The following is a 12,439-nucleotide window of genomic DNA, read 5'->3' on the forward strand; positions in this document are numbered from 1 at the left end:
GGGGGTCTTGGCTTGCTGGCGCGGACCGCCCCCTGCGGTCCGCGAGGCCGCCCCTCCACCCGTGGCCGTGCGGGGGCCTCAGGCCGATCCTGCCCCCTGCGGCGGGGCCGGGAACGGCAGGAGGGCCACTGTTACGTTGTCGTGGCCCCCGCCGTCCAGGGCGTGACCGACCAGAACGCGGGCGGCGTGCAGCGGGCGGTCGGCGGCGTCCGGGGGCATGGCCTCGGCCATCTCCTCGGCGGACTCCGCGTAGTTCCACAGGCCGTCCGTGCAGACCACGACCACACCGGCGCGGTCCGGCTTGAAGGACGCGGTGTGCGGCTCCAGTTCGTAGGCGTCGGCGCCCAGCCAGCCGGTGATCGCGTGGGCGCGTTCGTCGGCGTAGGCCTCGGCCTCGTTCATCAGGCCGGCGGCGACCATCTGCGCGGCCCACGAGTCGTCCTCGGTGAGCCGGGCGGGCGGCGTGGCGCGGTCGGCGGGGACCCAGTAGACGCGGCTGTCGCCGACCCAGCCGACGACCAGCAGCCCGGCGGTGACCACGGCGCCGACCAGGGTGCAGGCCGGCGCGTTCTGGTGCGGGGCCTGTTCGCGGGCGGTGGCGGGCTCGTCGGCCAGCGCGTTGACGGCGTGCGAGGCGGCGAGGATGGCTTCGTGCATGGCCTGCTGCGGGTGCGTGCCGCGCGGCAGGGCGCCGAGCAGCGACTCACCGGCCGCCCGGGACGCGGCGAGCGAGGCGTCGTCGGGTCGGGTCGCCGAGGACACGCCGTCGCAGACGATCGCCACCTGGGCGCGGGCGCCGTCGGGCAGCGCGGTGCAGCCCACCGAGAACGCGTCCTCGTTGCGGTGGTGGCGCAGGCCGCGGTCGCTGACGGCGGCGATCGGGCCCGACTCCTGCTCCATGTGGTCGCGTTCGCGGGGCTGGGCGTGCCCGCAGTTCTCGCAGTAGCCGTCGTCGTCGACCCGGCCCGCGCGGCAGGCCACGCACACCTTCTCGGCCGCGGCCGGAGCGGCGGGCTGGCGGGGAACCGCGGCCGGTTCGGGAGCCGGGGCCTGTTCCGCGGTCAGCCGCGGGTCGGGCGCCTGCAAGGGGTACTCGTCGGGCTCCCCCGGCCGGTCGAACCGCACCCCGGACGCGGGCGACCCCGCCGGAGCCGCGGGTGCCGCCGCAGCCGCGGGTGTCGACGGCGGCGCGGCGGGCGGCGGCGGGGGCGGCGGCAGCGGGGAGCCGCCCGAGTCGGTGCCCGGCAGTTCGGCCGCCGCGTGCACCGGGGCGGGGTGGCCGTGGCCGTCCGAGTCCCGGGCCACGGGCCAGTCCACGCCGTCCGGCGCGGGCACCGCGCCGTTGATGGCCAGGGTCGGGCTGTCCTCGGGCCGCGCGGGCACGACGGACAGGTCGTATCCGCACGCACCGCAGAACCGGTCGCCCGACTCGAGGGGTTCCTCGCAGCTCGGGCACTTCGGCACGGCGGCCTGCTGGGGCATCTGCGACATCAACTACACCCACGTCCGGGGGCGGTAACGATTGGCACGTTCCACCAGGTCGATCCTCTCCTCGCCGCCCCGCGCCAGCCGGGCCAGCGTGCGGTACGAACGCTCCAGGCCGAAACGCAGGCCGCGTTCGTCCAGGCCGCTGCCGAGCAGCGTCCGTCCCCCGGCGGCGGGAGGGACGGAACCCCGACCTCCGGAGAGTACCCAGTCCAGCGCACAACCGAGGACCTCGGCCGACAGCTGCTCGCGCCGCGCCGGATCCAGACCGTACACGTCCAGCGCCTCGACCTGCCGCGCGGCGGCGATCAGGTCGTCCAGGAACCGCAGGTCGCCCGCGGCCGCGGTGCGCTGCCGCAGCCGCGCCCGGACGGCCGCCACGCGCGCCGCGGTGCAGTGGACGGACGACTCCGGCACCGACTCCAACGTCCGTACGGCGGCCGCCCGGTCACCCGCGGCCAGCTGCACCCGGGCCAGCCCGAACGCCGCGCTGACGTGGCTCGGGTCGGAGGACCACACCAGCCGGTAGTACTCGGCGGCGTTGTCGAGCTGCCCCAGCACCTCCGCGCACAGGCCGAGCGCCAGCTTGGGCGCGATCTCGCCGGGGAAGGCGTCGTAGATCGCGTCGAAGGCCAGCGCCGCGTCCTCGTGGGCGCCGGTCACCAGCGCGGCCAGCCCGCGGTACCAGACCACCCGCCAGTCGTCGGGGCGCTCACCCTCCAGGGCCCCCAGCGCCTCCAGGGCGCCGGACGCGTCGCCGTTCTCCAGCCGGGCCCGGATCTGCCGCAGCCGCGTCTCGGTCGACGGCGCCGGAGCGGCCGCCAGCGCGGTCAGCAGCTCCGCCGGCGCGGACGCCATCAGGCCCGCCAGGAAGCCCGCGTTGGGGTCGCCGGCGTCGACCCGGGGGACCGGCAGCGCGAGCGAGGCGGTGGGCGCGTCGGCCTCCTTGACCAGGCCGGAGGCCCCGGTGCCGAGCCAGCCGGCCGAGCCGGCCGAGCTGACCGCACCCGGCAGCGAGGCGCTCGCGCCCCCGGACGCGGCCACCGGCGTACCCGCGCCCACCGGCGGGGCGTGTGCGACGGTCCCGCCCGGAGCGCCCACGGCCGGACCGGAGCCGCCCGGCAGCGCGGGCGCGGCGCCCGCTCCGCCCGGCAGGGCCGCACCGGAGCCGCCCCGCCGTCCTCTCGCCGGGGGCACCCGGGCGCCCAGCCGCGACACCTCGCCGTCCAGGCGCGGGAACAGTTCCGTGTCCGTCACCCGTACCTCGGGCCCGAACAGCGTGGAGACGGCGGGCCTGGCCCGGCCCGTCTGGAGCGAGACCACCTCGCGCAGCACACCCGTCAACTGCTCCGCCATCTCCTGCGCGGAGGCGAACCTGCGGGCCGGATCCGGGTCGGTGGCCCGCACCAGCAGCCGGTAGAACGACTCGTACTGCCGGAAGACCTCGATGCTGTCGGGGTCCGGCAGGGAGTCCGCGTAGACGGTGGTGTAGCCCTGGAAGTCGAACGACAGCACGGCGAGGGTCCGCCCGACCGTGTACAGGTCGGACGCCACCGACGGGCCGACGTCGGCGACCTCCGGGGCCTGGTAGCCCACCGTGCCGTAGATCGCCGACTCGTCGTCGTCCATGCGGCGCACCGCGCCCATGTCTATGAGCTTGAGCTGGTCCTCGGTCTGGATGGCGTTGTCGACCTTGAAGTCGCAGTACAGCAGCTTGCGGCTGTGCAGGTGGCCGAGCGCCTCCAGCGCCTCGATGCCGTACGCGCAGGCCTGCTCGACCGGCAGCGGATCGCGCCGCCCCTGCGGGGAGCGCCGGGCGTTGGCGATCTCCTTGAGCGACTTGCCGCCGACGTACTCCATGACGATGTAGCCGTCGAGGGAACCGGTGCGCTGGTCGAGGTGCTCGACGAAGTTGTAGATCCGCACGATGTTGGCGTGCTCGATCTCGGCGAGGAAGCGGCGCTCGGAGATCGCCGCCGCCATCGCGTCCTGGTCGCCGGTGTCCAGCAGGCCCTTGAGGACCACCCAGCGGTCGGAGACCGCCTTGTCCACGGCCAGGTAGATCCAGCCGAGGCCGCCGTGCGCGAGGCAGCCCACCACCTCGTACTGGCCGTGCACCACGTCCCCGGCCTTCAGCTTGGGCACGAACGAGTACGGGTGGCCGCACTTGGTGCAGAAGCCCTCCGTGCGGCCCGGCCGCTCGCCGCGCGAGCGCCCGACCGGCGCCCCGCAGTCCGAGCGCGAGCAGAACCGCTTGCGTTCGGGCACCTCAGGGTGGTCCATCACCATCACGCGCGGGTCGGGCCGTGGCACCGCCGGTACCTCGACGAGACCGACGCCGAGGCGCCCGCGCCCGGTGGAGCCCGCGCTCGAACCGGAGCTGCGCACCGACACCGAACGCCCCGTGGAGCGGCCCGAGACCGCCCGGGAGAGCCGGCCGGACACCGAACGCCGGGACTTCGACGAGCGCGACGACTGGGACGACGTGCGCGAACTGCGGGCGCTGGAGCGGGAACCGCCGCTGCCCGACGCACCGCGTGACCCGCGCGAGCCCCCGCTCCCGCCGCCTCCGGTGACGCCGGTCGGCGTGGCGCCGAGCGCGCCGCCGGCCGCGACGACCGGCGCCAGACCGCACGTGTCGCAGTACAGCTCGCCGCCGCCCATGTCCTCGTAGGTCCCGCCGCAGCCGGGACGCTGACACGTCCGTCCTGCCTCACTCATGACGCTGCCTCCCCTTGCCGCTCGTGCGCCGGCTGCCGCCCGTGCGCCGGCCCTCGCTCTTGCGCCGGTCCTCGCTCATGAGCCGGGCCCCGTCCGGTCCACCGGCCCGCCCTGGCCGGGCACGCGCCTTGCGGTGCCGAGCAGTTCGGCCGCCGCGTGCTGGTAGCGCAGCACGGCCTGCTCGGCGACGCGCAGGTCGCAGGGCGCGCTCCACAGCATGCGGCGCGCCTTCTCGTACTTCTCCGCCAGCTCGGGGTCCTCGGCGTGGCCCAGCCGGGCCATCTTCGCCTTGTACGCGTCCAGTCGGCCGCGCAGCTCGGCACGGACCGCGAGCGGCGCGGTGACCGCCGTCAACGACTCCCGGGCCCGCAGCAGTTCGTCCTCCGCCTTCTCCTCCAGGGACTCCAGGAGCGGCGACAGCCGGTGCCACTGGGCGTGCCTGCGGTACTCGGCGGCCGCCGCCAGCTGCTCCTGGAGCACGATCGGCGGCCCGCCGACGACCGGCACCTCCGTCGCGGCGATCTTCGCCAGCACCTCGCCGCGCGCGGTGCGGGCCTCGGCCAGCGTGCGGTCCGCGCGCGAGAGCACGTCCCGCAGCCGGACGATCCGCTGCTCGGCGTCCTGGCGCACGGCCAGCACCGCGTCGATCTCACGGCGCACCTCCTCCAGGGCGCGCGCCTCCCGGTCGTACACCGTGGTGTCCGGACGGCCGCCGCCCGGTGCCGAACTGCCCCGGGCGGGCGTCCAGAAGGCCAGCGGGTCGGAGATCACCTGTTCCCGCAGCCGCGTCAGGGTGCGGGTGATCCGCTCCAGGTCGTCGCCCGCCGGGTGCTCGCCGGGGCGCACGCCCACGGAGTGCGCCAGCTTGCGGGTGCGCTGCAACTCGGCGGCGAGTAGATCGATCCGGGCGGGCAGCGCCGACCACACCGCGTCGGCGGCGACCACCATGTCCAGGGAGGTCGCGTAGAGCTGGTTCATCCGGTCCACCAGCGTCACCAGCGAGTACCGCTCGCTGAGCCGGCCGGGACCGCCGTGCGGGGTGGGCGCGTTGGCGATGGCGGCGGCGCCCGAGGCCACCGTGACCGCCTCGCCGCGCAGCAGCTCCGTCAGCTCCACCAGGTCCTCGCGGCTGGACCAGCGGCGCCGGGAACGGATCTCCCGGGCGGAGCGCAGCGCGGCCGTGTACGCGTCGAAGTAGGTCCACAGCAGCGTGATCGACGCCTCCGCGGTCCCCCAGCGCTCGGCGGTGACGCCGGTCAGCTCGGCGCCCTCGAGGAGTCTGCGGCCCGCGTGGTCCTGGAGGGCGAGCAGCGAGGTCTCGATCGCCTCGTGCTCCGCGCCGAGCCGCGCCAGCGCACGGTCCACCTCGTCCCGGTCCATCACCGGCCCGGTGGGTCCCGTGTCGCCCATCGATCACCTCTCGCCGTCGCGGACTTGCGTGTGCCCTGCGTCTCTTCGTCTTCGCCTGCGCGGCCGCCGGTCAGCTCCCGCGCAGGTACTGCGGGGTCGGCGGCAGCGACTTCGCCGGGTCGTCCATGGTCTCCGACAGCCACTCCTCGTACGAGTGCTGCCACCCGTCGGCCCGGTCCGCGCGCCACTGTTCGAGGACCCGGTTGACCCGGCGTACCAGATCGTCGGCGTCCTTCTTCATCGCCACGCCGTAGTACTCGGTCGTGAAGGCGTCGCCCTTCAGCTCCACCGTCGGGTCCTGCGCGGCCTGGCTCGCGGCGAGGGCGCCGTCGGTGACCACCGCGTCGACCTCGCCGAGCTGGAGCCGGACCAGGCAGTCGAGTTGGTTGGGGACGGTGGTGCGCAGGTCGACGCCCTCGGCGAGCCTGCCGTCCTTCTGGTCCTGCTCCAGTGTGCTCAGCGCCGTCGAACCGGCCGCCGTGCAGATCTCCTTGCCGGCCAGCGTGCCGTCGTATCCCGTGATCTTCGAGGACTTGGGTGCCAGCACCTGCTGGCCGGTCCTGAAGTAGGGGGCGGAGAACGCGACGTCCTCCAGCCGGTCGCAGTTGATGGTCATCGTGCGGACCACCATGTCGACCCGGCCGTCCTGGATCGCGGGGACGCGCTGGTCGGTGGGTATCGCCTTGAACTGCACGGCGTCCTCGTCGCCGAGGACGTCCTTCGCTATCCGGTGCGCCAGGTCGATGTCGAAGCCCTCCAGTTCGGCGTCGCCGCCGCTGTTCGGGTCGCGGTAGCCCCAGCGGAAGCTGTTCTGGTCGACGCCGACGATCAGCTTGCGCTTCTCGCCCTCGCGGGCGCGGATCCGGTCGATGGTGGGCCCGTCGTCCCCGGACGGGGCAAGGGTCTGCTTCTCCGGGTCGGTGCACTCCTGCGCGGCCCGCGCCTGGCTGCCGTGGGTGGCGCCGTGGCCGTCGTCCGCCGCACCGTCGCGGCCGCTTCCTCCGCCTCCGCCGTGCCAGGGGACCGCCGGCAGGAGCAGGGCCGCCAGCACGGCGAGAACGCAGGCGAAGGCCATCGCCCCCACTCCGCCCCAGCCCTTCAGGCCGGTCCGCAACCGTCCCGCTCGCATCCTCACGCCCCCTTTCACGGGTCCTGCCTCCTCGGGCCGCACGGGCACCTCTTCCCACCGGCCTGCCGGGCCGCACCCCGCCTCACCGGTACTCCGACAGCCTGCGGCCGATGCCTATGAGCGCGCCGGCCGCCCCCAGCGCGGCGAGCACGCCGGCGCCCTGCGGCAGGTAGCGCATCGCGTCCAGACCGTCGCCCGCCGCCTGCTCGAACTCCGCCTTCTCGTGCTTCAGGGCGGTGGCGAGGGCGGCGTCGACGCCGTCGAAGCATTCCACCGTGGCACCGTCGCCGCCGATCACCAGGTTCAGCGCCTGCTGGTAGTTGCCGTTCTCGTCCTGCGTACGGGCCGAGGTGTGGCGCTTCTTCCACTCCGTCATGTTGCCGTTCGCCGTGTCGACGGGCTGTTCGCCCGCCTTGTCGTCGGCGAGCCGTGCCGCCTCGGCCAGCGCCCTGCCGAGGCCGTCCATGTTCTTGCCGAAGGCCAGGTCGTAGGAGTCGTACGTCTTGTCGCCCACCTTGGTCGTCTCCGCGCCGCGGGAGACCAGGGTCAGGTTCTCGTTGCCCCGGGCCTTGAGGGAGGCGATGCGGGCCTCGTTCAGCGCGTTCAGGGAGCGGACGCCGTGCTCGTGGGATTCGGTCAGGTTCGACCGCGCGACGCTGTGGCCGACGACCAGCCAGAGCAGTACGACGGCGGAGGCGGCGGTCGCCGCGACCATCCCGTGGTTCAGGACGCGGTTGGTGCGCCGGTAGGTGCGGTGCTGGGCCCAGGCCAGCGCGGCGAGCAGGACGACGCCGAGGGCGATCGCCGCCCAGGGGTAGGGCTTGGCGTCGCCGTAGTCGGCGCCCAGCCGCTGGTTCTCCTTCGTGTAGAGGTCCTCCGCCGCCGGGAGCATCTCCTTCTGCATCTTCTCGTTGGCGTAGCGCAGATAGGCGCCGCCGACCGGGAAGCCCTGCCGGTTGTAGGTGCGGGCGCGCTCGACCAGGCCCTTGTACTCGGGCAGCAGGCGGTTGAGCTTCGCGATGGTGGTCGCCGCGGGCGACTTCGGCTCGGAGTTGGCGGCGGCCGTCACGAGCCCCTCGGCGGCCGCGCGGATCCCGTTGTCGTAGCGCGTGCGGGAGTCCTCCGTCTCCTGGCCGCCGGCCAGGAAGCCGCTGGAGGCGGCGGTGTTGGCCTCGGCGAGGGAGCGGTAGATGTCGGCCGCCGCGGAGCTGAGCGGCTGGCTGCGGGTGAGCACGTCGTCGGCGGCCGCGGCCCGCTCGTTCATCTGCCAGGCGGTGACGGTGCCGAAGGCGACGACGAGCACGGCGAGCAGCGCGCCGATGATGCGCAGCCGCCCCGGCTCGGTGACCGCCGCCGCGCGCAGCCGGTCCACGCCCTCGGCGAAGGCGGTACGACGCGGCGCCGTGCCCGGCGGCGGTGCCGCGCTGCTCCCCGGCGGTTGAGTCACCGCTGACCTCCCCCATGGTCATCCGTCGCCGCAAGTATCGCCGTCCGCACCGACATTCGCACCGGCCTTCGTCCGATCCTGATGTGATCCCGGTGCAACGCACCACCCCTGCCCATGAATACGCCACGGGAACCGGTTCGGTTCCCGTGGCGGCTCAGGCGGCGAAGTGCTCCCGGGCCCGCTCACCGGCCCCGGGCGCAGCGCCCACGTGGTCGAGCCCCAGGAGCACGGCACCGAGCACGGGCCGGGCCGTCACCACCCTGGGTACGGCCTTGGGGGCGCGGGCCGCCAGCAGCTCCCGTATCCGCTGGTCGAGTTGCGGATGCCGGGCCGCCAGCACGCTGCCGCCCAGCACCACCGGCGCGGGCTCGGCCAGCAGGTCGAGGCGGGTCAGCGCGACCGTGGCCATGGCCACCACCTCGTCGGCCTGCCGGTCCACGACCGACCGGGCGAGCGGGTCGCCGCCCGCGGCCGTGGCGAACAGCACCGGGGTCAGCTCGTGCCGCCGTACCGGCTCGACCCGCCGCAGGTGCAGGGCCTCGATGAGGGCGTACATCGAGTCGAGGCCGAAGTGGGCCGGCAGGGTGCGGGCCAGCTCGGTCGGCTCCCCCCGCCCGTCCTCCGCGCGCGCGGCGTGCCACAGCGCCTCCTCGGCCAGCCCCCAGCCGCCGCCCCAGTCCCCGGAGATGCGGCCGATGGCCGGGAAGCGGGCGGTACGGCCGTCGGGGCGCATGCCGACGCAGTTCACGCCCGCCCCGCACACGACGGCGACGCCCAACGGTTCGTCGACGCCCGCCCGCAGGAGCGCGAACGTGTCGTTGCGCACCTCGACGCTCCCGCCCCACGCGCGCGCGTGCAGCGCGGCGGCCAGCTGTTCCTCCTCCACGGGCAGGTCGGCGTTGGCCAGGCACGCCGACACGTGGCCGACGGCGGTGACCCCGGCCGCCGCGAAGGCCCGCGTCACCGCGTCCGCCAGGGCGTCCACGGCCCGCTCGACACCCACGGCGGGCGGCCGGAAGGCCCCGCCGCGCGCCGTGGCGAGTACCTCGCCGTCGGCCGCCACCACGGCCACGTCGGTCTTGCTGTTGCCCGCGTCGACGGCGAGGACGCTTGCGCTCAGGCCCACGCCAGGTGCTCCCGGTTGTGTGCGATCAGCCGGTCGGTGAGCTGCTCGGCGTACGCGTACTGGCCGACGAGGGGGTGGGCGAGCAGCGCCCGGAAGACCCGGTCCCGCCCGCCGCGCAGGGCCGCGTCCAGGGCCAGGTCCTCGTACGCGGTGACGTTCGCCATCAGCCCCGCGTACAGCGGGTCCACGTCCGCCACCGGCAGCGGGGCGGCGCCCTTGCCGCCCACCGCCGCCGGGACCTCGATCACCGCGTCGTCGGGGAGGAAGGGCAGCGTGCCCCGGTTGTAGGTGTTCACCACCTGGTACGGGGAGCCCGCGCCGCCGAGCAGGGCGGCGGCGAGGTCGACGGCGGCCTCGGAGTAGTAGGCGCCGCCGCGCTTGGCGAGCAGCGCGGGCTTCTCGTCCAGGGCCGGGTCGCCGTACATCTGAAGCAGTTGCCGTTCCATCTCCGCGACCTCGGCGGCCCGGGACGGCTTGGTGCGCAGCTCGTCGACGACCTCGTCGTGGGCGTAGTAGTAGCGCAGGTAGTAGGAGGGGACGACGCCCAGCCGGTCCAGGAGCGGCCGGGGCAGGCGCAGGTCGGCGGCGACGGCCTCCCCGTGCTCGGCCAGCAGGCGGGGCAGCACGTCCTCGCCCTCGGGGCCGCCGAGGCGTACGCCGGTCTCCCAGGTGAGGTGGTTGAGGCCGACGTGGTCCAGGTGGACGTCGGCCGGTGCCACCCCGAGCAGCGCGGCGAACTTGCGCTGGAGCCCGATCGCCACGTTGCACAGGCCGACCGCCCGGTGCCCGGCCTGGAGCAGGGCGCGGGTGACGATGCCGACCGGGTTGGTGAAGTCGATGATCCAGGCGTCCGGGTTGGCCCGGCGCACCCGCTCGGCGATGTCCAGCACCACCGGCACCGTGCGCAGCGCCTTGGCGAGACCGCCCGCGCCGGTCGTCTCCTGCCCGACGCAGCCGCACTCCAGCGGCCAGGTCTCGTCCTGCTGCCTGGCCGCCTGTCCGCCGACCCGCAGCTGGAGCAGTACGGCGTCGGCGCCGTCGACGGCCGCGTCCAGGTCGGAGGTGGTGACCACGCGGCCGGCGTGCCCCTGCCTGGCGAAGATGCGGCGGGCGAGACCGCCCACCAGCTCCAGCCGGTCCGCCGCCGGATCGACGAGCACCAGCTCCTCGACGGGCAGCGTGTCCCGCAACCGGGCGAAGCCGTCGATCAGTTCGGGCGTGTAGGTCGAACCGCCGCCGACCACGGTGAGTTTCATGAAGTCATCAACCCTTTACTCCGGTCAGTGTGACGCCCTCGACGAACGCCTTCTGCGCGAAGAAGAACACGAGGATCACGGGGGCCATGACCAGCACGGTCGCGGCCATGGTGAGGTTCCAGTCGGTGTGGTGGGCGCCCTTGAAGGATTCCAGGCCGTAGGAGAGGGTCCAGGCGCCGGGGTTCTCGGAGGCGTAGATCTGGGGGCCGAAGTAGTCGTTCCAGGCGTAGAAGAACTGGAAGAGGGCCACGGCCGCGATGCCCGGCCTGGCCATCGGCAGGACGACCCTCAGCAGGGTGCGCAGCTCCCCGCAGCCGTCGACCTTCGCCGCGTCCAGGTACTCGTCCGGGATGGTCAGCAGGAACTGCCGCAGCAGGAAGATGGAGAAGGCGTCGCCGAAGGCCATCGGGACGATCAGCGGCCACAGCGTGCCGGACAGGTCCAGCTGCTTCGCCCAGAACAGGTACATCGGGATGATGATCACCTGCGGGGGCAGCATCATCATCGAGATCACCAGCATCAGGGACAGGTGCCGGCCCCGGAAGCGGAACTTGGCCAGCGCGTACGCCACCGGGACCGACGACGCCACGGTGAGCACGGTGCCGAGGCCCGCGTACAGCAGCGTGTTCTTCCACCAGGTGAGGAAGCCGGGCGTGTCCAGGACGGCCCGGTAGTTGCCCCACTCCCAGGTGTGCGGCCACAGGTCCCGGGTGAGGGCCTGCTGGTCGCTCATCAGCGAGGTGAGGACCACGAAGACGAACGGCAGCGTGAAGAAGAGGGCGGCGGCCACGCCGAGCGAGTGGACGGCGATCCAGTGCAGCAGCACGCGCCTGCGGGCGGTGCGCTCCTCGGTGGGCGGCGGGCTGCCGGCCGCGGCGGGCCGGGCCGGAACCTGGGCCGTCGGTACCTGGGTGGTCATCGGTCACCTGCCTGGATCAGACCGCCCCGGCGGCGCATCAGCAGCGCCGTGAACGCCATGGCCAGGGCGAACAGCACGAGCGCGACCACACAGGCGGAGCCGTAGTCGAAGCGCTGGAAGCCGAGGTTGTAGACGAGCTGGGGGAGGGTGAGGGTCGACTTGTCGGGATAGCCGGGCTCGAAGGACTGCCCGGAGCCGCCGATGATCCCGGAGGCGACCTTCCCGGCGACCAGCGGCTGCGTGTAGTACTGCATCGTCTGGATCACGCCCGTGACCACGGCGAACAGCACGATCGGCGAGATGTTCGGCAGCGTCACGAACCGGAACCGCTGCCAGGCCGAGGCCCCGTCCAGCTCGGCCGCCTCGTACTGCTCCTTCGGCACGTCGAGCAGCGCCGCCATGAAGATCACCATGAGGTCGCCCACGCCCCACACGGCGAGCGCGGTCAGCGCCGGCTTGGACCAGGCGGAGTCCGTGAACCAGCCGGGCGCCGGTACGCCGAGGCCCTCCAGGACCGAGTTGACCGGTCCCGTGCCGGGGTTGAGGAGGAAGACGAAGGCCAGCGTCGCGGCGACGGGCGGAGCGAGATAGGGCAGGTAGAAGAGAGTGCGGAAGACCCCGGCGCCCGTCCTGATCTTCGTGATGAGCAGCCCGACCCCGAGCCCGAACACCACTCGGCAGGTCACCATCACCAGCACCAGCCAGAGGGTGTTGCGCAGGGCGGGCCAGAACAGCGGGTAGTCCTGGAAGACGTACGCCCAGTTCTCCAGGCCCCGGAACTGCGGGACGCCGAAGCCGTCGTACTTCATCAGCGAGAAGTACACGGTGGACACCAGGGGGTAGGCGAAGAAGACGGCGAACCCGACCAGCCAGGGCGACATGAAGGCCGCCGTCCGAAGCGCCGAGGAACGGCGCTTCGCGCGGAGCGTGTTGGTGGCCATGGACC

10 protein-coding genes are annotated in these 12,439 nt (G+C 73.9%); 1 reads left to right on the forward strand and 9 read right to left on the reverse strand.

Annotated features, from left to right (window positions below; translation table 11 throughout):
* Positions 1-78: 78 nt before the first annotated feature.
* Positions 79-1,491 carry a PP2C family serine/threonine-protein phosphatase gene (locus R2E43_RS24880; RefSeq protein ID WP_332056584.1) on the reverse strand — a complete coding sequence of 471 codons (1,413 nt, stop codon included), beginning with the start codon at positions 1,489-1,491 and terminating at the stop codon, positions 79-81.
* 3 nt (positions 1,492-1,494) lie between these two features.
* Entirely contained in the window at positions 1,495-3,798 is a 2,304-nt protein-coding gene (locus R2E43_RS24885; RefSeq protein WP_425582844.1) for a serine/threonine-protein kinase, read from the reverse strand.
* A gap of 43 nt (positions 3,799-3,841) precedes the next feature.
* On the opposite strand from R2E43_RS24885, the gene R2E43_RS39125 reads away from it, so the two are divergent.
* Entirely contained in the window at positions 3,842-4,159 is a 318-nt protein-coding gene (locus tag R2E43_RS39125) for a hypothetical protein (protein ID WP_425304280.1), read from the forward strand.
* Positions 4,160-4,281: 122 nt separating this feature from the next.
* Here the strand turns inward: R2E43_RS39125 and R2E43_RS24890 are convergent, their stop codons facing one another.
* The 7 genes from R2E43_RS24890 to R2E43_RS24920 form a co-directional block, all read right to left on the reverse strand.
* The gene (locus tag R2E43_RS24890) at positions 4,282-5,616 is read right to left on the reverse strand and encodes a hypothetical protein (RefSeq protein ID WP_011028496.1); all 1,335 of its coding nucleotides are present in this window, start codon (positions 5,614-5,616) and stop codon (positions 4,282-4,284) included.
* 70 nt (positions 5,617-5,686) lie between these two features.
* On the reverse strand, positions 5,687-6,745 hold the full coding sequence (locus R2E43_RS24895; protein ID WP_093456161.1) for a glutamate ABC transporter substrate-binding protein: 1,059 nt from the start codon (positions 6,743-6,745) through the stop codon (positions 5,687-5,689).
* Between the two features lie 82 nt (positions 6,746-6,827).
* Positions 6,828-8,192, reverse strand: coding sequence for a hypothetical protein (locus R2E43_RS24900; RefSeq protein WP_003976138.1), 1,365 nt, complete (start codon positions 8,190-8,192; stop codon positions 6,828-6,830).
* A 154-nt stretch (positions 8,193-8,346) separates the two neighbouring features.
* A complete protein-coding gene (locus tag R2E43_RS24905; protein ID WP_030866323.1) occupies positions 8,347-9,318 on the reverse strand; it encodes an N-acetylglucosamine kinase in 972 nt (323 codons plus the stop codon).
* A complete protein-coding gene (locus R2E43_RS24910; RefSeq protein WP_003976140.1) occupies positions 9,309-10,574 on the reverse strand; it encodes a 6-phospho-beta-glucosidase in 1,266 nt (421 codons plus the stop codon). The genes R2E43_RS24905 and R2E43_RS24910 overlap by 10 nt, the downstream gene beginning before the upstream one ends.
* 7 nt (positions 10,575-10,581) lie before the next feature.
* Complete coding sequence (locus R2E43_RS24915; protein ID WP_003976141.1) at positions 10,582-11,493, reverse strand: carbohydrate ABC transporter permease; 912 nt, start codon at positions 11,491-11,493, stop codon at positions 10,582-10,584.
* Positions 11,490-12,434: a carbohydrate ABC transporter permease gene (locus tag R2E43_RS24920; RefSeq protein WP_003976142.1), complete on the reverse strand. Its 945-nt coding sequence runs from the start codon at positions 12,432-12,434 to the stop codon at positions 11,490-11,492. Before R2E43_RS24920 ends, R2E43_RS24915 begins: the two co-directional genes overlap by 4 nt.
* Positions 12,435-12,439 lie beyond the last annotated feature (5 nt).

The organism is Streptomyces violaceoruber, assembly GCF_033406955.1.
Lineage (GTDB): Bacteria > Actinomycetota > Actinomycetes > Streptomycetales > Streptomycetaceae > Streptomyces > Streptomyces violaceoruber.

Bases quoted from the DNA above. Each gene is read 5' to 3' on its own strand.
- R2E43_RS24880 (WP_332056584.1), bottom strand. From the start codon at position 1,491: ATGTCGCAGATGCCCCAGCAGGCCGCCGTGCCGAAGTGCCCGAGCTGC.
- R2E43_RS24890 (WP_011028496.1), bottom strand. From the start codon at position 5,616: ATGGGCGACACGGGACCCACCGGGCCGGTGATGGACCGGGACGAGGTG.
- R2E43_RS24895 (WP_093456161.1), bottom strand. From the start codon at position 6,745: ATGCGAGCGGGACGGTTGCGGACCGGCCTGAAGGGCTGGGGCGGAGTG.
- R2E43_RS24910 (WP_003976140.1), bottom strand. From the start codon at position 10,574: ATGAAACTCACCGTGGTCGGCGGCGGTTCGACCTACACGCCCGAACTG.
- R2E43_RS24915 (WP_003976141.1), bottom strand. From the start codon at position 11,493: ATGACCACCCAGGTACCGACGGCCCAGGTTCCGGCCCGGCCCGCCGCG.
- R2E43_RS24920 (WP_003976142.1), bottom strand. From the start codon at position 12,434: ATGGCCACCAACACGCTCCGCGCGAAGCGCCGTTCCTCGGCGCTTCGG.